General features: G+C 69.0%; 19 protein-coding genes. 11 read left to right on the top strand and 8 right to left on the bottom strand.

Features of this window, described 5'->3' with window-relative positions; genetic code table 11:
- Window positions 1-61 precede the first annotated feature (61 nt).
- Entirely contained in the window at window positions 62-706 is a 645-nt protein-coding gene (locus ASD43_RS07445; protein WP_056415533.1) for a helix-turn-helix transcriptional regulator, read from the bottom strand.
- A 100-nt stretch (window positions 707-806) separates the two neighbouring features.
- On the opposite strand from ASD43_RS07445, the gene radA reads away from it, so the two are divergent.
- Window positions 807-2,174 (top strand): DNA repair protein RadA, encoded by a 1,368-nt coding sequence (gene radA, locus ASD43_RS07440; protein ID WP_056415531.1) that lies wholly within the window; start codon window positions 807-809, stop codon window positions 2,172-2,174.
- Window positions 2,175-2,987: 813 nt separating this feature from the next.
- Here the strand turns inward: radA and ASD43_RS07435 are convergent.
- The 4 genes from ASD43_RS07435 to ASD43_RS07420 all read right to left on the bottom strand — a co-directional run bounded on the left by ASD43_RS07435 (window position 2,988) and on the right by ASD43_RS07420 (window position 7,606).
- Window positions 2,988-3,407 (bottom strand): hypothetical protein, encoded by a 420-nt coding sequence (locus ASD43_RS07435; protein ID WP_056415527.1) that lies wholly within the window; start codon window positions 3,405-3,407, stop codon window positions 2,988-2,990.
- A 380-nt stretch (window positions 3,408-3,787) separates the two neighbouring features.
- The gene (locus ASD43_RS07430) at window positions 3,788-4,444 is read right to left on the bottom strand and encodes a hypothetical protein (protein ID WP_056415523.1); all 657 of its coding nucleotides are present in this window, start codon (window positions 4,442-4,444) and stop codon (window positions 3,788-3,790) included.
- 9 nt (window positions 4,445-4,453) lie between these two features.
- Entirely contained in the window at window positions 4,454-4,957 is a 504-nt protein-coding gene (locus ASD43_RS07425) for an amino-acid N-acetyltransferase (RefSeq protein ID WP_056415520.1), read from the bottom strand.
- Window positions 4,958-5,080: 123 nt separating this feature from the next.
- A complete protein-coding gene (locus ASD43_RS07420) occupies window positions 5,081-7,606 on the bottom strand; it encodes an ATP-dependent Clp protease ATP-binding subunit (RefSeq protein WP_056415517.1) in 2,526 nt (841 codons plus the stop codon).
- Between the two features lie 228 nt (window positions 7,607-7,834).
- Between ASD43_RS07420 and ASD43_RS07415 the strand changes: the two genes are divergently transcribed.
- From ASD43_RS07415 to ASD43_RS07400, 4 genes are read left to right on the top strand one after another with little or no spacing between them, the layout of a single operon-like run.
- On the top strand, window positions 7,835-8,455 hold the full coding sequence (locus ASD43_RS07415; protein WP_056415513.1) for a hypothetical protein: 621 nt from the start codon (window positions 7,835-7,837) through the stop codon (window positions 8,453-8,455).
- Window positions 8,455-9,096: a hypothetical protein gene (locus tag ASD43_RS07410; protein ID WP_056415510.1), complete on the top strand. Its 642-nt coding sequence runs from the start codon at window positions 8,455-8,457 to the stop codon at window positions 9,094-9,096. The genes ASD43_RS07415 and ASD43_RS07410 overlap by 1 nt, the downstream gene beginning before the upstream one ends.
- Window positions 9,096-9,872, top strand: a complete 777-nt coding sequence (locus ASD43_RS07405) for a hypothetical protein (protein WP_056415507.1) — start codon at window positions 9,096-9,098, stop codon at window positions 9,870-9,872. Before ASD43_RS07410 ends, ASD43_RS07405 begins: the two co-directional genes overlap by 1 nt.
- Complete coding sequence (locus ASD43_RS07400) at window positions 9,869-10,099, top strand: helix-turn-helix domain-containing protein (protein WP_045253663.1); 231 nt, start codon at window positions 9,869-9,871, stop codon at window positions 10,097-10,099. Before ASD43_RS07405 ends, ASD43_RS07400 begins: the two co-directional genes overlap by 4 nt.
- 10 nt (window positions 10,100-10,109) lie before the next feature.
- On the opposite strand, the gene ASD43_RS07395 is transcribed toward ASD43_RS07400, so the two are convergent.
- Window positions 10,110-10,472, bottom strand: coding sequence for a YbjQ family protein (locus tag ASD43_RS07395; RefSeq protein ID WP_056415503.1), 363 nt, complete (start codon window positions 10,470-10,472; stop codon window positions 10,110-10,112).
- A 108-nt stretch (window positions 10,473-10,580) separates the two neighbouring features.
- Here ASD43_RS07395 and ASD43_RS07390 point away from each other — a divergent pair, with 108 nt between their 5' ends.
- Together ASD43_RS07390 and ASD43_RS07385 are read left to right on the top strand one after the other, a co-directional pair.
- Window positions 10,581-10,925: a hypothetical protein gene (locus tag ASD43_RS07390; RefSeq protein WP_056415500.1), complete on the top strand. Its 345-nt coding sequence runs from the start codon at window positions 10,581-10,583 to the stop codon at window positions 10,923-10,925.
- 140 nt (window positions 10,926-11,065) lie between these two features.
- The gene (locus tag ASD43_RS07385) at window positions 11,066-12,484 is read left to right on the top strand and encodes a dicarboxylate/amino acid:cation symporter (RefSeq protein WP_056415498.1); all 1,419 of its coding nucleotides are present in this window, start codon (window positions 11,066-11,068) and stop codon (window positions 12,482-12,484) included.
- A gap of 87 nt (window positions 12,485-12,571) precedes the next feature.
- Here ASD43_RS07385 and ASD43_RS07380 read toward each other — a convergent pair whose 3' ends face one another.
- Window positions 12,572-14,302, bottom strand: coding sequence for a cation:proton antiporter (locus tag ASD43_RS07380; RefSeq protein WP_056415494.1), 1,731 nt, complete (start codon window positions 14,300-14,302; stop codon window positions 12,572-12,574).
- A 50-nt stretch (window positions 14,303-14,352) separates the two neighbouring features.
- Here ASD43_RS07380 and ASD43_RS07375 point away from each other — a divergent pair, with 50 nt between their 5' ends.
- From ASD43_RS07375 to ASD43_RS07365, 3 genes are all read left to right on the top strand, one after another.
- Window positions 14,353-15,387: an LLM class flavin-dependent oxidoreductase gene (locus tag ASD43_RS07375; RefSeq protein WP_056415490.1), complete on the top strand. Its 1,035-nt coding sequence runs from the start codon at window positions 14,353-14,355 to the stop codon at window positions 15,385-15,387.
- A gap of 497 nt (window positions 15,388-15,884) precedes the next feature.
- On the top strand, window positions 15,885-16,805 hold the full coding sequence (locus ASD43_RS07370; RefSeq protein WP_056415487.1) for an endonuclease domain-containing protein: 921 nt from the start codon (window positions 15,885-15,887) through the stop codon (window positions 16,803-16,805).
- 362 nt (window positions 16,806-17,167) lie between these two features.
- On the top strand, window positions 17,168-17,374 hold the full coding sequence (locus tag ASD43_RS07365; RefSeq protein ID WP_235564067.1) for a methyltransferase: 207 nt from the start codon (window positions 17,168-17,170) through the stop codon (window positions 17,372-17,374).
- 61 nt (window positions 17,375-17,435) lie between these two features.
- Here ASD43_RS07365 and pheA read toward each other — a convergent pair whose 3' ends face one another.
- On the bottom strand, window positions 17,436-18,386 hold the full coding sequence (gene pheA, locus ASD43_RS07360) for a prephenate dehydratase (RefSeq protein WP_056415479.1): 951 nt from the start codon (window positions 18,384-18,386) through the stop codon (window positions 17,436-17,438).
- A 62-nt stretch (window positions 18,387-18,448) separates the two neighbouring features.
- On the opposite strand from pheA, the gene pgm reads away from it, so the two are divergent.
- Window positions 18,449-20,092, top strand: a complete 1,644-nt coding sequence (gene pgm / locus ASD43_RS07355; protein ID WP_056415476.1) for a phosphoglucomutase (alpha-D-glucose-1,6-bisphosphate-dependent) — start codon at window positions 18,449-18,451, stop codon at window positions 20,090-20,092.
- The last annotated feature ends 333 nt before the right edge of the window (window positions 20,093-20,425 follow it).

Here is a 20,425-nt window from a genome sequence, read left to right as displayed (position 1 = left end):
CGCTAATGACGGGCCCGCCGCCCCTGAGGGGCCGCCGGCCGTGAATAAGGCAGATGCGCGCCTAGGCGGCGGTCATCTCCGTCAGCGTCAGCTGTACGACGCACTCCGCAGGCACAGCGCAGTCCGCCGGGAGGGCGGGGGTGCGCACGGCCTCGGCAGCGAGTGGCCCACCGGCTTGGGTGAGCACCCCCTGCATGAGGCCGAGGTGCACGGTGCACAGCATCGGACGGTCTTCGGCGCGGCCCGCTGCGTGCGGGCAGGGGCTGAGATCGACGGTGAGCTGCTCGTCATCGACGACGGGCTCGAAGCCGCTCTCTTCCAAGTGTTCGATCAGGGCGTCCAGCTGATAGGTCGCGTCGCGACCCAGAGCCGAGGCGGATGCCGGCAGCACCCGGCGCAGCAGGTCGCCGCGCTCGGCGGCGGCCTTGGCTTTGTTCCTCGCGATGGGGCTCGACGCGTCGGCCGTCCCGGTGGCGGCGCTGTACAGGGTGCGCGGGCGGCCGCGGGTGGTGCGGTGCTCGCTCGCCTGGATCACGTAGCCGCCTTCGATGAGGCGCTGCAGGTGCTCGCGCACGGTGTTCGGATGCAGGCCGGTGGCCCGGCACAGCTCGTCGATCGTCCGCTCCGCGCGCGTCTGCACGAGATGCAGGATCTGCACTCGGGAGAACGTCGAGATCGGCCCGCAGACGGGCCCGCCATTGGCCATGACTCCAGTATCCCGTGGCCTCTGCGCGACTTCGACGGGTTCGGCCGTGAATAATGCCTCTGCTGATAGGGATGTCAGATGCCGGCGATAGCCTGACAGCATGGCCACCCGAAAACCCGCCCCTCCCGCCTACGTCTGCACCGAGTGCGGATGGACGACGGCGAAGTGGGTCGGCCGCTGCGCCGAGTGCCAGCAGTGGGGCACCGTGCAGGAGCAGGGCGCGCAGACCGGCATCCTGAGCCGGATCACTCCCCTCGCCCCGACGGCGGCGAAGGCCGCCCGACCGATCACGCAGATCACGACCGAAGACGCTCCCCGTCGCACGAGCGGGGTGGGCGAGTTCGACCGCGTGCTCGGCGGCGGCATCGTGCCGGGCGCCGCGATCCTGCTCAGCGGCGAGCCCGGCGTGGGCAAGTCGACTCTGCTGCTCGAGGTCGCTGCCAAGGCCGCCTCCTCGGGCCGGCGCGTGCTCTACGCGAGCGCCGAGGAGTCCCCCGCCCAGGTGCGACTGCGCGCCGAGCGCACCGGCGCGCTGCACGACGAGCTCTACCTCGCCAGCGAGACCGACCTCGCGACGATCCTCGGGCACATCGACGAGGTGCAGCCGCAGCTCGTGATCGTCGACTCGGTGCAGACGGTGTCGTCGTCGCTCATCGATGGAGCAGCGGGTCAGCCGAGCCAGGTGCGCGAGGTGGCATCGGCGCTGATCCGCGTGGCGAAAGACCGCGGCCTGCCGATCATCATCGTCGGTCACGTCACGAAAGACGGCCAGGTGGCCGGCCCCCGGGTGCTCGAGCATCTCGTCGACGTCGTGTGTCACTTCGAGGGCGACAGGCAGACGTCGCTGCGGTTCATCCGCGCGCTGAAGAACCGGTTCGGCCCGACCGACGAGGTCGGATGCTTCGAGATGACGGGCGACGGCATCGCCGAGGTCCCCGATCCGTCCGGCCTGTTCCTCTCGCAGGGCGCGACCGAGCCGGGCACGTGCGTGGCGATCTCCCTCGAAGGGCGCCGTGCGCTCCCCGTCGAGGTCCAGGCGCTCACGATCACCACCACCGCTCCGAATCCGCGACGCGTCGTGCACGGTCTCGACTCGTCGCGGGTGGCGATGGTGCTGGCGATCCTCGAGCGGCGCGCGGGGATCAAGACCAGCACGCTCGACGTGTACGTGTCGACGGTCGGCGGTGTGCGCTTCACGGAACCGGCCGCAGATCTCGCCATCGCCATCGCCGTCGCCGGGTCGATCCAGCAGATCTCCGTGCCACGCACCGTCGCCGCAGTCGGCGAGCTCAGCCTCGCGGGCGAGATCCGTCCCGTGACCCAATCGGCTCAGCGTCGCTCCGAGGCCGCGCGACTCGGCTACGAGCAGGTCGTCGACGATCGGTCGAAGACGCTGCGCGCCGCACTCAATGACGTCAGGGCTCGAAACACGAACCGCCGCAGCGACGCCGACATCCCGCCCTTCTGACCCGGCGCCGCACCGCGAGACAGCCGGGGCCACTTTCGCTCCCAAAACGCTCGCGCCCAGTGCCGAACTGACCCCGCCCAGACCCCAGATGCGGAACTGACCCCGCCCAGCGTGGCCCTGCCTGCCCTGCCCTGCCCTGTTCTGCCCTGGCCTGCCCTGGCCTGCCCTGGCCTGCCCTGGCCTGTTCTGCCCTGGCCTGTTCTGCCCTGCTCACTCCACGCCCGCCCCCGCCCCGCGAGCCGCCCTGCGGGGTCACTTTCGCACCGCCCCGCCAGCCGGGGCCACTTTCGCACCCAAAACGCCCGCACCCGGTGCCGGAGTGACCCCGCCCAGCCCTCACGTGCGGAACTGACCCCGCCCAGCGCGGCCCTGCCTGCCCCACTCCACGCCCGCCCCGCGAGCCGCCGTCCGGGGCCACTTTCGCACCGCCCCGCCAGCCGGGGCCGCTTTCGCACCCGAAACGCCCGCATCCAGTGCCGAAGTGACCCCGCCCAGACCCAAGGTGCAGAACTGACCCCGCCCAGCCCCACTCCACACCCGCCCCGCGAGCCAGCCGGGGTCACTTCTGCACCGCCCCGCCAGCCGGGGCCACCTTCGCACCGGGCCGCCATCCGGGGCCACTTTCGCACCCGAAACGCCCGCATCCAGTGCCGAAGTGACCCCGCCCAGACTTCCGATGCGGAACTGACCCCGCACGGACCGCACGCGCGAAAGCGCCAACGCACCTGACGGGCGAGGCGCCGACCACGCGCACCGGCGGCTGACGCGGGCGGGCACACACGCGCTACAGGGCCCGCAGCAGTGCGCCCGGGATCAGGCCTCGAGAGCTTTCAGGATCTCGTCGGGCGAGGCCTGCATCGGATGCGGTCCCGCGATGTCGAGGAACACGGTCGTGATCGGGTGCGTGCCGAGGAACGCGCGCAGCCAGTCCGCCGTGTAGATGCCCACGCCTGGCGGCAGATTGTCGGGCTTGTTCCGGGCGTCGCTGAACAGGAGCAGCGCCAGATCGCCGGAGTTCGGATCGCGATACGTCCACACCTCGCCGCTGTCGAGCGGGTTGTCTCGCGCCCCCGGCTTCACCAGGGGTACGACCGTGACCCCGTGACGCAGTGCCAGGGCGACAGCGGCGATGTCCTGCTTCTCCAGCGCCTGCGCGAGCGCCTCCGACCGGAAATCCTCGGGTGCGGGCTTCTTCTTCGCCGACTTCGCGGACTTCGCCTTCTTCGCTGCCATGCATCCAGCATATTCAGCCGGCACCGACATCGCGGCGGCACGGCACCGACATCGCGGCGGCACGGCACCGACATCGCGGCGGCACGGCACCGACATCGCGGCGGCACGACGCTCACACCGCGAAGGGCAAGAAGTGGGGCCCTCTCGAGTCATCCATTGGGGACTGGGGTACTCGGGAGGGCCCTCGGACCCTCGGGCGGCATGTCGAAGCGCTGGGGACGCTGAGCTCGACGCCATTGGGGATGGCATGCGCCGCAAGTCTGCGAGGGTCACCCCAATGGTATCCCAAATATCGGACAGTGTCAGCCCGAAACTGAGTGCAGGTCGGTATTCGAGACCTTCGGCCACTGCCGCACCCGACCAGCGACGCGCCTGGCCGCTCAGTAGAGCAGGATCTGAGCGGTGCTCGCGCCCTTGAAGCCGCCGATCTCGACCGACACGTGGTACGAGGCTCCACCTCCGGGAGCGCGCGGACGGTTCTCGTCCGCGCAGGTCTCGACGCTCGACCGGGTGCGATCCCAGGTCACCGGCACCTTGCTCGTCACGGTGGCGCCCGCGGCGAGGGTGGCGATCATGCTGCTCGGGTTCTCCTGGCAGTCGGTCGATGTCCACCACACGTCGGAGCCGCTCGACACGGTGAATCGCTGCGTCGTCGACCCGACGTCGATCGCGCAGTCCGTCGAGCCGCGGTTCGTCAGCGAGATCGACAGCTGCGGCAGGACACCGGCCGGGTAGGACTCGGCGTCCGTGACGGCGGCGACCTCGACATCGCCCGCCTCGCACGCGACGAGCCCCGGCGATTCCTCCGCCGACGGCTCGGGTGCGGGCGACTCCGACGGGGTCGCGTCCGGCGAGGCCGACGGCGTCGCGCCGGCGGTCGCCGACGAGGTCGGCGCCGGCCCGGCATCCGTCGCACTCGCCCACGGACGAGCGACCAGGGCCCACACGGCGGCGGCGATCACCGCCAGGAGCAGGATCACCGCGACGAGGGTCACCAGACGCCGACGACGGTAGACGGCGGCGGACTGACGGGGCATGATCCCAGGTTAGTTGAGGGCCTTGAGCATCCTGGTGTTGCCGAGCGTGTTCGGCTTGACGTGGGCGAGGTCGAGGAACTCCTCGACTCCCGCATCCCCGCTGCGCAGCAGCTGCGAGTACACATCGGAGTCGACGACCTGCTCGCCGATGGGCGTGTAACCACGACGCCCGAAGAAATCGACCTCGAACGTGAGGCAGAACAGCCGGCTGAGACCGAGCACCCGCGCCTGGTCTTCGAGATGCCCCACGATGGCTCCGCCGACGCCGTGGTGCAGCCAGTCCTCTCGGACGAGCAGAGTGCGCACCTCGCCGAGGTCCTCCCAGAACACGTGCAGTGCACCGCACCCGATCAGTTCCCCGTCGGCTTCGGCCACGACGAACTCCTGCACCGCGCCGTAGAGGACGGCGAGATCCTTGCCGAGGAGGATCCGCTGCTCGACCATCGGCTGCAGCAGGTTGCGGATGCCGACGATGTCCGCGCTGCGCGCCGGACGGACGATGTACTCACTCACGTCGTCAAGCCTAGAACCCGCCACCCCCGAGACCCTGAGTCCGCGCGGAGCGCCGAGAACCCCCCCGGACACGCAGAAGGGGCGGATGCAGCTCGCATCCGCCCCTTCCGATTCAGACCGGGATCACTCCCCGCTGGCGACCGCCAGGTCGGGGGTGGCCGAGATCTCTCCGCCGGTGTTCACGCCGACCGCGACCTTCTCGCCACGGGGACCGTGCTCGAACAGGAACTCGCCGTCCTTCGCATCGACCTTCACGTGGTCGCCGGGGTTGAGCTCGCCGTGCAGGATCTTCTCCGACAGGCGGTCCTCGACCTCGTGCTGCATCGCGCGACGCAGCGGGCGGGCACCGAGTGCCGGATCGAACCCGATCTCGATGAGACGCTCCTTGGCCGTCTGCGAGAGCTCGATCGTCATGTCACGGTCGAGCAGACGCTCTCCGAGCCGCTTCGTGAACAGATCGACGATCTGCACGAGCTCGCTCTTCGACAGCTGCGGGAACACGATGATGTCGTCGACACGGTTGAGGAACTCGGGCTTGAAGTTGCGCTTGAGCTCCTCGTTGACCTTGCCCTTCATCCGCTCGTAGCTGGTCGAGTTGACGCCCTCGATCTGGAAGCCGACCGGACCGCCCGCGATGTCACGAGCACCGAGGTTGGTGGTCATGATGATGACGGTGTTCTTGAAGTCGATCATGCGTCCCTGACCGTCGGTCAGACGACCCTCTTCGAGGATCTGCAGGAGCGAGTTGAAGATGTCCGGGTGGGCCTTCTCGATCTCGTCGAACAGCACCACGCTGAACGGCTTACGACGCACCTTCTCGGTGAGCTGGCCACCCTCTTCGAATCCGACGAACCCGGGAGGGGCACCGAACAGACGGGAGACGGTGTGCTTCTCACCGAACTCGCTCATGTCGAGCGAGATGAGAGCGGCCTCGTCGTCGAACAGGAACTCGGCGAGCGCCTTGGCGAGCTCGGTCTTTCCGACGCCCGTGGGGCCGGCGAAGATGAACGAGCCCGAGGGACGCTTCGGGTCCTTGAGGCCGGCGCGCTGACGACGGATGGTCTTGGAGAGTGCCGCGATGGCCTCCTCCTGACCGATGACGCGCTGGTGCAGCGCCTTCTCCATGAAGACGAGTCGCGAGGACTCCTCTTCCGTCAGCTTGAAGACCGGGATGCCGGTGGCCTGTGCGAGCACCTCGGCGATCAGACCCTCGTCGACGACCGCAGCGGTCGCGACGTCACCCGAGCGCCACTGCTTCTCGAGGCGGAGGCGCTCCGCGAGGAGGCTCTTCTCCTCGTCGCGCAGCGATGCGGCCTTCTCGAAGTCCTGGTCCTCGGAGGCGACTTCCTTCTGCTCGCGGACCTTGGCGATCTTCTCGTCGAACTCGCGCAGCTCCGGCGGCGACGACAGGATCGACAGTCGCAGGCGGGCGCCGGCCTCGTCGATCAGGTCGATGGCCTTGTCGGGCAGGAACCGGTCCGACACGTAACGGTCGGCGAGGTTCGAGGCCGCGACGATGGCGCCGTCGGTGATCTGCACCTTGTGGTGCGCCTCGTACCGGTCGCGCAGTCCCTTGAGGATGTTGATCGTGTGAGGGAGGCTCGGCTCGTTCACCTGGATCGACTGGAAGCGGCGCTCGAGAGCGGCATCCTTCTCGAAGTGCTTGCGGTACTCGTCGAGCGTGGTGGCACCGATGGTCTGGAGCTCTCCACGGGCGAGCAGCGGCTTGAGGATGCTCGCCGCGTCGATCGCGCCTTCGGCGGCACCCGCACCCACGAGGGTGTGGATCTCGTCGATGAAGACGATGATGTCGCCGCGCGTGCGGATCTCCTTGGTGACCTTCTTGAGGCGCTCCTCGAAGTCACCGCGGTAGCGGGATCCGGCGATGAGCGAGCCGAGGTCGAGCGAATAGAGCTGCTTGTCCTTCAGCGTCTCGGGCACATCGCCCTTGACGATCGCCTGAGCGAGGCCCTCGACGACGGCGGTCTTGCCGACGCCGGGCTCGCCGATGAGGACGGGGTTGTTCTTGGAGCGACGAGACAGGATCTGCATGACCCGCTCGATCTCCTTCTCGCGCCCGATCACCGGGTCGAGCTTGTTGTCGCGCGCGGCCTGCGTGAGGTTGCGGCCGAACTGGTCGAGCACCTGCGAGCCGCCCTGGGCGCTCGGGGTGTCGTTCGACTGCGCACCGACGGCGGCGGGCTCGCGTCCCGGTGCTCCGGAGAGGAGCTGGATGACCTGCTGGCGGACCTTGTTGAGGTCGGCGCCGAGCTTGACCAGGACCTGGGCTGCGACACCCTCGCCCTCGCGGATGAGACCGAGCAGGATGTGCTCGGTGCCGATGTAGTTGTGACCGAGCTGCAGAGCCTCGCGGAGGCTGAGCTCGAGCACCTTCTTGGCGCGCGGCGTGAACGGGATGTGACCGGTGGGCTGCTGCTGACCCTGTCCGATGATGTCCTGAACCTGCTCGCGGACGGCGTCAAGGGAGATGCCGAGGCTTTCGAGTGCCTTGGCTGCGACACCCTCACCCTCGTGGATGAGGCCGAGCAGGATGTGCTCGGTGCCGATGTAGTTGTGGTTGAGCATCTTCGCCTCTTCTTGGGCGAGGACGACCACTCGACGGGCTCGGTCCGTGAATCTCTCGAACATGCTGTGACTCCTTATTCGCACTGGGGCGAAGCGAGGATCCCTCGACGGTCTCCGCGCCTGTACATCGAGAGTAACCACCGTGCGGAGGCAGTATGCCCGTGTTCGCCGTCGGCATAGCGGCGTGACGGCCCCTCGCAGCGCCGCGGATGCGGGCGGGGTTGACGTACATATCGACAGTCGATATGTTAACGATTATCGGTAATAACGATCAACGATAAGGAGTGGATGATGACCTCGACGAAGACCCGCGCGATCTCCCTCGGCGACAGGGGAGCGCTGATCGGCTTCTGCATCGCCGGCGTCGCGATCGCCGCCTACATCACGGTGTTCTCGATCATCCGGATCATCGAACTCGCCCGCGGCGTCGACGTCCCCGTCCTCGTCGAGTTCATCGGCTCGAAGACGCCGGTCGACCTGCCGCTCAGCACCGGGGACAGCATCTCGGTCGGCCTCGACAGCGCCGTCATCACGGCGCCTGAGCTGCCGATGATCGCGATCGTGCCCGGCATCATCGCGCAGATCGCGCAGATCCTGACCATCGTCATCGTGATCGGATGCCTCATCCTGCTGGCTCGGAGCGTGCTCGCCGGCCGCGTCTTCAGCGGTCGCAACACCGCCCTCGTCGCGACGGCCGGAGTCACCGGACTCTTCGGCTTCGCCGCAGTGCGCTTCTTCGACAACATGCTCGCCAACGCGACCGTCGCCCGCATCACCGGCAACGGAGTCGAGAACGCGGTGATCAGCGTCGAGCCCTTCACCTTCGTGCTCGCGGGCTTCGTGCTCGCCCTGATCAGCACGGTCTTCGTGATCGGCGACCGCCTGCAGCGCGACACGGACGGCCTCGTCTGATGAGCGGGCTCGCGACGACTCCCACCAGGTCGCAGAGCGCCGACGCGATCACCGTCATCCTCTTCGGCGCCGCCGCCGTGATCGTCACGGCGATCAGCACGGTCCTCCGCGTCCTCTCGACCTTCCGAGACCAGGGCATCGCCTGGTCGATCCCCATCGATGAGCAGCCGATCGACGCCACGGTCGACTCCGGAGCGGTCTCCGTGCAGGGGATCGCGCAGCACGCGATGGTGTTCGCGACCGGGGTGGATGCCGCGTCGACGGCGGCGATCATCGGCTCGCTGGCGCTCTGGGCGATCGCTCCGCTGATCGTCATCGTCGGGATCATGGTCGTCGCCGGGAACTTCCTCCGCGGACGCTTCTTCGTGCGCTCGAACGCCCGGGCCTTCGACACGATCGGATGGACTCTGGTGCTCGCGCCGATGCTGATCGTGATGCTCGAGAACGTCGGCCTCAACGGAGTGTCGGCGGCCGTGGGCCTGGAGGGCGGCGGACCCGTGCACCCGATCGAGTTCTGGTCGATCGTGCCGATCTTCGCGACCGGTGTCGCCGTGGGTCTCATCGCCGCGGCGTTCCGCCAGGGCATCCGCCTGCAGAAGACGAACACCGCGCTCGCGAACGACACGAAGGGACTCGTCTGATGTTCACGTTCGGTTCGGAGACACTCGACTCATCCCTCGCGAACATGGGCATCGCGCTCGGAGTGTTCGCCGTGATCATCGGCCTGATCGTGCTCGTCGGCCGACTGCGTGGCAGCAAAACCATCGCGCTCGACGCCACTCTCGCGATCACGGGACTGTGGATCGTCCTCTCAGCCGTCAGCCTCGTCATCTTCGTCGTCAAGGCCTTCACGGTGAACTGGGCCGAGCTGGGCGGCACCTCCCTCGTCTCCGTGCCCTGGCCCGCCGACCTCCCCTGCTCCGACGACGAGAACGGCACGTCCGCGATGCTCCGGTGCGGATCAGAGTCGCTCTCGGACTTCACGGTCGCCAACGCCTCGCTCGGACTCCGACTGCTCGCGGCAGCCGCGCGGATCAGCGGTCTCGCGCTCGCGACGACTCCCGTCGTGATGCTGTGGCTCATCTGCGTCAACACCGTGCGGGGCCGCGGATTCTCCCGCACGATCACCCGGGCGCTCACGGGCGGCGCGATCGCCGTGCTCGTGTTCGGGATCGCCTCGGATCTGCTCCAGGGCATCGCCGCGACGACGGCGCTGCGCGAGGTCTTCGCACCCGACGACTACGCGTGGTATCCGTCGGTCTACCAGCTGACGGTGACTCCGCTGCCGTTCGCGGGAGCGCTCATGCTCGCGGCCTTGGCCGCGGTGTTCCGCCACGGGCTGCGCCTGCAGCAGGAACGCGACGCCCTGCAGCGAGAGAACGAGATGCTCGCCGACGACAACCGAGGCCTCGTATGAGCCCGGCGGAGAACGACGACGAGCTCACCGGCATCCACTGCCGACTCGACGAGCTGCTCGCGGAACGCGGCATGACGCTCACCGAGCTGAGCACCCGCGTGGGCGTCAGCATCGTCAACCTGTCGGTGCTGAAGAACGACAGGGCGCGGGCGATCCGCTATTCCACGCTTCGGGCGATCTGCGACGCGCTCGCCTGCGAGGTCGGCGACCTGCTGGTGCTCGCCTAGCCGGCCGGCGTCAGGCCTGCTGCGGCTGCGGCGGCTGCGGCGCGGAAGCCGCCGGCGCGAGGGGCTCGACCACGACGGCGGTGCCGTACGCGCAGATCTCGGTGAAGTTCGCGATCGATCCCGCATCGAACCGCATCGCGACAATCGCATTGCCGCCACGCTGCAGGGACTGATCCCACATCCGCTGCATCACCACCTGGCGGGCCTCGTACATGACCTGCGTGTACTCGGGGATCTCGCCGCCGCCGAGCGAGCGGAATCCGGCGGTGAACCCCTGACCGAAGTCTGTCGACCGCACGGTCAGACCCATCACCTCGCCCAGCACCTGGGTGATGCGGTAGCCCGGCACGTCGTTGGTCGTCACGATGAACATGAGGCCATCGTGGCAGAGCGAGGGCGCCGGGCACAGCACGAGCAGGTGGGGACTCCTCCCCATGCAACCCCCACTATGAATTGCCTGTGGGCCGCTAGCGTCGTGACCATGACCCTCAACGACCGCACCCAGCGCACTTCTTCCCGCATCCTCATGGCCCTGCCCATCGCGGCCCTCGCCTTCTCGCTCGCCGCCTGCGGTGGCGCCTCGCGCCCCTCTGCCGATGACGTCGCCGATGGCATCCAGCAGGTGTACGAAGACCAGGGCCTCGGCGATGTCGTGACCGACGACGTCGCCCAGTGCTTCGCCGAGAAGCTCGTCGACTCCGACCTCAGCAATGAGACCCTCGGCTACATCGCGAACGGTGAGGACAAGCAGGCGAACGAGAAGGAGAAGGATCTGACCACGAAGATCCTCACTGACAACGTGGAGGAGTGCGGCTTCACCCAGTGAGGTCCGTCGGCTGACGAAGGATGACGGATGCCGCGGCATCCGTCATCCTTCGTCATGTCGGCCTCGGAATTCGCACGCCCTCATAGCGTTGAGCGTTATAGCGTGCACACGGCGCGCACCGATCCTGGAGTCCCCACCCCATGAGCACCACCGCCCGCCCCACGAAGGCGCCAGACACCCGAGGTCCCGTCCGGAAGCTGCTGACGTCGTTCGGCTTCCAGATCCTCGCCGCCCTCGTCCTCGGCATCGCCGCAGGCCTGATCGCCCGCCAGCTCGGCGCCACGGCCGACAGCCCGAACGGCCTGTCCGCCACCCTCGACACGATCGGCAGCTCGTACGTCACGCTGCTGCGCGCCGCCGTCGTACCGCTGATCTTCACTGCGATCGTCGCCAGCATCTCGAACCTGCGTCGGGTGCAGAACGCCGCTCGCCTCGCGGGCCAGACCCTGCTGTGGTTCGCGATCACCGCGTTCATCGCCGTGACCATCGGCATCACGCTCGGCCTCGTGCTGCAGCCCGGTTCGCGTGCCGGCGAGGGCCTCGAACCCAGCGACCCGTACACGGTCGGCACGTGGTGGAACTTCCTGCTGGGTCTGATCCCGCAGAACTTCCTCGGTCTCAGCGTGAGCACCAACCCCGGCGCCACCGACGGCACGTTCAGCTCGAGCGTGAACTTCAACATCCTGCAGGTCATCGTCGTCGCCGTCGCGGTCGGCATCGCCGCGCTCAAGGCGGGCAAGAAGGCCGAGCCCTTCCTCGCCTTCACCGAGTCGCTGCTCAAGGTCATCCAGCGCGTGCTGTGGTGGATCATCCGCATCGCCCCGATCGGCACGTTCGGACTCATCGGCGCCGCGGTCGTCAAGTACGGCTGGGAGAAGCTCGCCGCCCTCGGCTGGTTCGCCATCGCGGTCTACATCGGCCTCGCGCTCGTGCTGTTCGTCGTCTACCCGGTGCTCGTCAAGACGCACGGGCTGTCGATCAGGCAGTACTTCTCGGGCGTGTGGCCCGCCGTGCAGCTCGGCTTCGTGAGCCGCTCCTCGATCGGCACACTGCCCCTGACCGAGCGCGTGACCGAGCGCAACCTCGGCGTGCCCCGCTCGTACGCCTCGTTCGCCGTGCCGTTCGGCGCGACCACGAAGATGGACGGATGCGCGGCGATCTACCCGGCCATCGCCGCGATCTTCGTCGCCCAGTTCTTCGGCATCGAGCTGAACTTCGTGCAGTACCTGCTGATCGTGCTGGTCTCGGTCGTCGGCTCCGCCGCCACGGCGGGCACCACCGGAGCGACCGTCATGCTCACCCTCACGCTATCGACCCTCGGTCTGCCGCTCGAAGGTGTCGGTCTGCTGCTCGCGATCGACCCGATCCTCGACATGGGCCGCACTGCGGTCAACGTCGCAGGCCAGGCGCTCGTCCCCGCGATCGTCGCCAAGCGCGAGGGCATCCTCGACGAGGAGCTCTACAACGCGCCGCGCGAGGGGCTGCCGTTCGCAGACGACTCGGACGACGACGAGGCGGATGCCGCGGCATCCGAGAACGCGCCCGTCGGCACTCGCTGACCCCCACCGCTCGCCGGCCCGCACCACGGAACCGACCGGACGCCCCGCCCACCTCGGGCGGGGCGTCCGTGCATGCGGCGACCTGCGCTACGCGCGACCCTGCTGACGCGTGGCACCACGGGTGTCGAGCGCGAGTTCCTCGGCGTCCATCGCGGTCATCAGCTCGCGCATGACCTCTTCGTCGAGGTTGCCGGCGTCGCGCTCGGACAGCAGGATGTCGCGGCGCACCTGCAACCACCCCCGAGACAGGGCGACGAGGTCGTCGTACGAGGGCCGCGCCGCCGCATCCTCGACCTCCTGCGCCTCATCCGTGTCCTTCTCGACCCGGGTCATGCGCTTGGTGAAGGCGTCGAACACGCTGAGGTCCACCGCGCCGTACTTGTCCTCCCACTCGACGCGCTTCTCGGCGAGGAACGCCATACCCGCCTCGCGGCTCTTGGCCCTGATGTCGGCGATCGCCCTCTCGTCGTCCTCGTCTTCGACATCGCTGGCGATACCGAGCCCGCGGATCAGCAGCGGCAGCGTGAGGCCCTGCAGCAGCAGGGTGCCGACCGTCACGATGAAAGCGACGACGACGATCGCGTGCGACGGCTCGGTGTCGAGGGCCGCGAGATCGGCCGCGGCGAGCGCGGTCGCGAGCGTGACCACGCCACGCATCCCCGCCCACGAGATCACCGCATTGTCCTTCCACGTCAGCTGGAGTCCCGCCATGCGATCGCGCACGATCTGGGACCGCAGCTCTTCGGGGGTGTACTGCTTCCAGCGTTTCGACTCACGGCGACGCGCTTCGAAGGCGCCCGAGGCGACGGAGCGATCCCAGCGTTCCAGCCGGCGCCGGTCCTGCCGGTTCGCCCACAGGTTCGCCGGGTAGACGTACAGGGGTCGCATGACGAGGACGACCAGCAGCACGGCGCCCGACAGCAGCAGGATGCGGCCCACCTCCTCGCCACCGAGGTCGCTGAGCACCCGGGGGAACTGCAGACCGATGTACGCGAAGACGAAGCTCTCGAGCAGCAGGTCCGCCGACAGCCACAACGGCTTCTCCTGCTGGCGGGTCGTGTAGTCGGTACGGGGGGAGTTGTATCCGACGTAGAGGCCCATCGCGACCACCGCGAGCACACCCGAACCCAGCAGGTGCTCGGCGATCGCGTAGGCACCGAAGGGGGCGAGCAGCCCGAACGTGCCGATCACGACGGCGTCATTGATGCGCATGCGCAGCTGGTGCAGCACGATGCCGAACACGAGACCGATCGCGACGCCGACCCCGACGGCCATCAGGAACTGGCCGATGCCGTCGACGATGCCCACCGTGGCGCCGGCGATGATCGCCGCGAACACCCGGTACAGGGTCAGCGAGGTCGCGTCGTTGATCAGGCTCTCGCCCGACAGCACCGTCATGATGCGACGCGGAAGCCCGAGCTTGCGGCCGATCGCCGCCGCCGAGACGGCATCGGGCGGAGCCACGATCGCCCCGAGCAGCAGGGCGCCGGGCAGGGTGAGCGAGGGCAGGATCCACCACGCGACGAGCCCGACGGCGACCGAGGTGAGCAGCACGAGCGTGATCCCGAGTCGGCGGATCTGGGGCAGGCTGCGCTTGAAGCCGACGAACGAGACGTCGAGCGCCGCCGAGTACAGCAGCGGCGGCAGCACGAGGTTCAGCAGCAGATGCCCGTCGATCTCGACATCGGGCACGAACGGCAGGAAGGATGCCGCGAGCGCGACCACCGTCACGAGCAGCGGCGCCGGCCACCCCCGCCATCGGGCGATGGCCGCCACGATGACAGCACCGACCAGCACATAGAAGATCTCCGCATCCATGCCCTCACGCTACTGGGAATGCGCCGCTGTCACCCGGCGTTGAGACCGGGGTGACCGCTCTCTCCGTTCTCGACCTCGTCCCGGTGCGTACCGGGCAGACCAGCGCCGAGGCCATCACGGCCTCCCTGTCCCTCGCGGCCGTCGCCGACCGACTCGGCTATCGCCGCTTCTGGTTCGCCGAGCACCACAACATGCCCGCCGTGGCATCCACCACTCCCCCGGTGCTGATCGCGGCTGCGGCGATGCGCACGTCGAAGATCCGTCTCGGATCCGGCGGCGTCATGCTGCCCAATCATGCGCCGCTCATCGTGGCCGAGCAGTTCGCCGCGCTCGAGGCCATCGCCCCCGGACGCATCGACCTCGGCCTGGGTCGAGCCCCCGGCAGCGACCCCGTGATCACCCAGCTGCTGCGCGGATCGGGCACCACCAGCGACGTCGAGCAATTCCCCCGCCACGTGCAGGACATCGGCGCCCTCGTGTCGGGCGACGGCGCGTCGCTGCGTTTCACCTCCGGCGGCGAATACACCGTGCGGGCCACCCCGGCTGCGACCGGCGCCCCCGTGGTGTGGCTTCTCGGATCGAGCGACTACTCGGCCCAGCTCGCCGCGTCGCATGGACTGCCCTACGTGTTCGCGAACCACTTCTCGGGGCAGGGTCTCGAGCGAGCCCTCGACCTCTACCGCACCGGCTACCAGCCGAGCGAGGAGCACCCCGAGCCGCAGACGTTCCTCACCGTGAACGCCGTGGCCTCGCCCACGCAGGAAGAGGCCGAGGCCCGCGCCCTGCCGCAGCTGCGCATGATGGCGAGGCTGCGCCTGAACAAGCCGCTGGTCGCGCTCGAGACCGTCGAAGAGGCACTGGCCGCCGAGACGGATGCCGCGACCGACCAGGTCATCGAGGCTGCGCGTTCGCGGTGGTTCGTCGGCACCGGCGACTCGGTCGCCGCCGAGGTGCGAGAGTTCGCCACGAAGCACGGCGTCGACGAGGTCATGCTGTCGCCGGTCGCCGGGGCGTACGAGTCCGAGCCGCGCGACAGCGCCGCCGGTCGCGCTCAGACACTCGAGCTCATCGCCGCCGCGGCGTAGGGATCGTCCGGTCCGGTCCGGAGGGCGGCCTAGGGCTCGGCCGGTCCGGCGTCCTCCGATCCGACGCTCTCCCGTCCGACGCCCTCGCGGCGCGCCCGCACGGCGTCCAGCCGGCGTCCGCCCGTATCCAGGCGGGGTCAATTTCGCACCCGAAACGTCGATTGGGGATGCGGAAGTGACCCCGCACCGATCGCTGGATGCAGAAGTGGCCCCGCGCCGGTGGCCGGATGCAGAAACGGCCCCGCACAGGCAGGGTCGATTTCGCACCCGAAACGTCGCTTGGGGATGCAGAAATGACCCCGCGCCGATAGCCGGATGCGGAAATGGCCCCGCACGCGCAGCCGGATGCGGAAGTGACCCCGCACCGCACCGGGCCCCGAAGCGATCGACTCACGCCCTGCCCGCGGATTCTGTCCACAGGCGCGACTTGTCCACATTCCCCGGGGATCCGGCGACGAGGATGCCCGAGCGTTGCGTCAGGTGTCCATCCTGGTCGGATGCGCCATCGGATACTCCTGCCCGACGAACTCGGCCGCCATTTCACCGTGCGGCAGGCTGCGGCCTCAGGTGTAGGCCGTGGTCGTCTGGCCGCACGTGATCTCGACCGTCCGTTCCGCGGGATCCGGTCGATCACGACGGCGGAGACGGCGCTCGAGCGCGTGGCCGCGCTCGCACCGCGGCTTCGACGCGGTCAGCTCATCGGCGGGGAGACGGCGATGCGGGTGTGGGGATACCCGCATCCCGGCATGTGGAGCATCGACGCACCGATCACCGTGGTCGTGGCGACCGGTTCGGCCCGCGTCCGCAGCCACGGCGTCACCGGCCTACGCCTGGCAGAGGGACGCGCGGATCCTTGGCGAATCGGCGTGATCCCGATCGTCGATCCGGTCACGGCGCTGTTCATGTGCGCGGGGACGCTGACCGACGATCAGGTGGTCATCGCGCTCGACGCGATGATCACCACGGCGGACAACTACCCCGGGCTGCGGGTGGGGCGTCCGACGCTCACCACGACCGATATCGAGCAGCGTCTGCAGGCCTGGGCCCGCTTTCCCGGTTCCCGACGAATCCGAGACGCGCTGTCCCGCGCGCGTGACGGAGTGGAATCGCCGAAAGAGACCGAGACGCGGCTGGCCCTCGTCACGGGCGGTCTTCCTGAACCCGTCGTACAGCACGAGATCCACGAGAACGGCGTGCTCATCGCGCGAAGCGATCTCGCCTATCCCGACCTCAGGATCGCGATCGAGTACGAGGGCGATGGCCACCGCACCAGCCGCGACCAGTGGCGGCGCGATATTCAGCGACAGCGAGAACTCGAGGGTCTCGGATGGATCGTCATCCGAGTGACCCAGCTCGACCTCGCCGACACGCGGCCGCTGCTGGAGCGCATCCGGCACGCGATGGCATCCCGCCGCTGACTCCCGCCTTCTCCTCCCTCGTGTCCTCGCCCCTGCCTGCCCCGTCCCGCCGCCCTCCGACTCTCCGAGCGGAGCCGCCTCCGCACCCGGCTGTCCGAGCGGGGCCACTTCCGCACCCGGCTGTCTGTGCGGGGCCACTTCCGCATCCCCAAGCGCCCTTTCCGATGCGAAACTGACCCCGCGCAGATCGCGATGCGAAATCGACCCCGCGCAGATCCCGATGCGAAACTGACCCCGCGCAGGTCGCGGCTCGCGGTGAGAACCCGCACCGGCACGGGCGGAGGTGAGCGCGACACGTCCCACGGGGCTGGTATTCCGGTGCCCCGAGGCGTAGCGTCAGCCTCAACGGAAGGGGTTCGATGATGAGCACCAAGACCCTGGCACTCTGGGTGGCCTACGGCACGAACGGCGTGGTCGGCAGCGTCCGCCACGACGACGAGGGCTACACGGTCGTGATGGCGGGATCCGACGCCGCATCCGGCGTGTACCCGACCCTCGAGTCGGCGAAGGGCGCGCTGCACGCGCGGATGCGGCCGGGCAGCGCCTGGCCGAGGTTCCAAGAGCACTGACGGCCGGACGATCGCAGCGACGCGAGGCGGGCGCGCAGCGACGCGAGGCGACCCCCGAGGCTCAGGCGTCGGGCTCGCCCGAGAGGATCCCCCGCAGCCAGTCGCGCGCCTCGACGAAGATCTCGTCGGAGTACCGCTCCGGGTACTGCACGATCTGACGATCGGCACGCGGGTACGACCCGAGGAACACCACGCGCGGGCTGAACCGACGGATGCCGAGCAGCGCGTCGGCCATGCGCTCGTGCTCGATGTGCCCGTCGGCATCGATCACGAACCGGTAGCGGCCGAGTTCGTCCCCGATCGGGCGTGACTGGATCAGCGACAGGTTGATGCCGCGCGTCGAGAACTGCTCGAGCATCTCGAGCAGCGACCCGGGATGGTCGTTCGGGAGCTCGACGATGAGCGAGGTCTTGTCGGCGCCGGTCGGCGCGGGAGCCGTGGTGGTGCGGGTCACGAGCACGAAGCGTGTGACGGCCTGCGCGTTGTCGCCGATCCCCTCCGCCAGGACGTCGACGTCGAGGTGATTCACGACGCCGGGTGCGGCGATGGCCGCCTGCACGGGGAGGCTCCCGTCGAGCATCCCGATCGCCGAGGCGACGTTGCTCGCGGCGGGCACATGGGAATGGGTCGGCAGGTGAGCGCCGAGCCAGCCATGGCACTGCGCGTAAGCCACGGGGTGTGCGGCGATGACCTGCACGTCCGACAGCACGGTGCCGCGCGGGGCGACCAGCACGAAGTTCACCGGTACCAGGTATTCGCCGATGATCCGCAGGCCCGGCAGCGTGGCCAGAGCATCCTGCGTGGTCGAGACACCGCCCTCGATCGAGTTCTCGATCGCGATCATCGCCGCGTCGCTGCGCCCCTCGAGCACATCCGCCAGCGCCTCGCCCACGTTGTGCACGGCACGCCGGTCCTGACCGCGTGCCTCGGCGACCTGATCGAGTGCCGCTTCGGTGAACGTTCCAGCGGGGCCGAGATAGCTGTAGGAGCGGCGTGCAGTCACGCGTTTCACCTTAGGGCACCCGCAGACGCCCAGAAGATGCGCGCAGACCCGGATGGGGGCAGACTGTCTGCATGACGAGCCGTGCCGGCCTCCCCGCGGAGGAAACTGACCTCATCGATGTCGACGAACTGATCGCCGCCTATTACGATCGCATCCCCGACCCCGGCGTCGCCGCCGAGAGGGTCGCGTTCGGCACGAGCGGCCACCGCGGCTCGTCGCTCACGGGCAGCTTCAACGAGAACCACATCCTCGCGACGACGCAGGCGATCGTCGACTACCGCGCAGGTCAGGGCATCACCGGCCCCCTGTTCCTCGGTCGCGACACCCACGCCCTCTCGCTGCCCGCCGAGCGCAGCGCCATCGAAGTGCTGGTCGCGAACGGGGTCGACGTCCGCGTGGACTCCCGCGACGCCTGGGTCCCGACCCCTGCGCTCAGCCACGCCATCCTCACCTTCAATCGCGACCTTCCCGCGGATGCCGCCGGCCGTGCCGACGGCATCGTCGTGACCCCCTCCCACAACCCCCCGCGCGACGGCGGCTTCAAGTACAACCCGCCGCACGGTGGACCGGCCGACACCGACGCGACCGGGTGGATCGCCGACCGCGCCAACGAGCTGATCGCCGGCGGACTGGTCGATGTGAAGCGCGAGCGCTTCGCCGACGTCGACTGGGATGCGATTCCGGGCTACGACTTCCGCGATGCCTACGTGCGCGACCTCGCGACGATCATCGACATGGATGCCATCCGCAACGCCGGAGTGCGCATCGGCGCCGACCCCCTCGGCGGCGCGTCCGTGGAGTACTGGGCGCTCATCAAGGAGGTGTACGACCTCGACCTCACCGTCGTGAACCCCGAGGTCGACCCCACCTGGCGTTTCATGACGCTGGATTGGGACGAGAAGATCCGCATGGATCCGTCCTCCTCCTCGGCCATGGCCTCGCTCGTCGCCAAGAAGGGCGACTTCGACGTGCTGACCGGCAACGACGCCGACGCCGACCGCCACGGCATCGTCACCCCCGACGCCGGGCTGATGAACCCCAACCACTACCTGGCCGTCGCGATCGACTACCTGTTCTCGCACCGCTCCGAGTGGCCCCGCGACGCCGCGATCGGCAAGACCCTCGTGTCGTCGATGATCATCGACCGGGTGGCCGAGTCGCTCGGTCGGCGCCTGCTCGAGGTCCCCGTGGGCTTCAAGTGGTTCGTTCCCGGACTGCTCGACGGGTCGGTGGCCTTCGGCGGCGAGGAGTCGGCCGGTGCGTCGTTCCTGCGGTTCGACGGATCGGTGTGGTCTACCGACAAGGACGGCATCCTGCTGTGCCTGCTCGCGGCGGAGATCATCGCCGTCACGGGCAAGACGCCGTCGGAGCGGTACGCCGAACTCGAGCAGGCCTTCGGATCGTCGGCCTATCAGCGGGTCGACGCTCCGGCGACGCCCGCGCAGAAGGCGACGCTGGGCAAGCTGGCCCCGGATGCCGTCTCGGCGACGACCCTCGCCGGCGAGGACATCACGGCCAAGCTCTCGCACGCACCGGGCAACGGCGCCGCGATCGGCGGGCTGAAGGTGCAGACCGAGCACGCCTGGTTCGCCGCGCGCCCGTCGGGCACCGAAGACGTCTACAAGCTGTACGCCGAGAGCCTGCGCGGACCCGAGCACCTCGCAGAGGTGCAGGCTGAGGCCCGCGCCGTGGTGTCGGCCGCTCTCGGAGGCTGAGTCCCGCACTCGTCCCGCCGCCTCTGCCCCCGCACGTCACCACGTGCGGGGGCAGAGTGCATCCGGGGGCGGGAACAGTTTCTGGGCGGCGGGCGTGCGGGCGGCGCGGGTGCGTGCGGGCGGGCGGCGCGGGTTTCCCGCTCACCACGGGTGCGGGGTCGCTTTCGCACCGGAGTCGGTCGATTCCCGTGCGAAAGTGACCCCGCCTGGCATCCGCCGTGCGAAAGTGACCCCGCCCGGCATCCGGGGTGCGCAGGTGGCCCCGCACGGCATCCGCGATGCGCAGGTGACCCCGCCTGGTGGGCGGGGCGAACGCCGGGCCGAAACGCTCCT

Source organism: Microbacterium sp. Root553, from assembly GCF_001426995.1.
In the GTDB taxonomy this organism is placed as follows: Bacteria; Actinomycetota; Actinomycetes; order Actinomycetales; family Microbacteriaceae; genus Microbacterium.
This window is presented reverse-complemented; position numbering and strand designations above follow the sequence as displayed.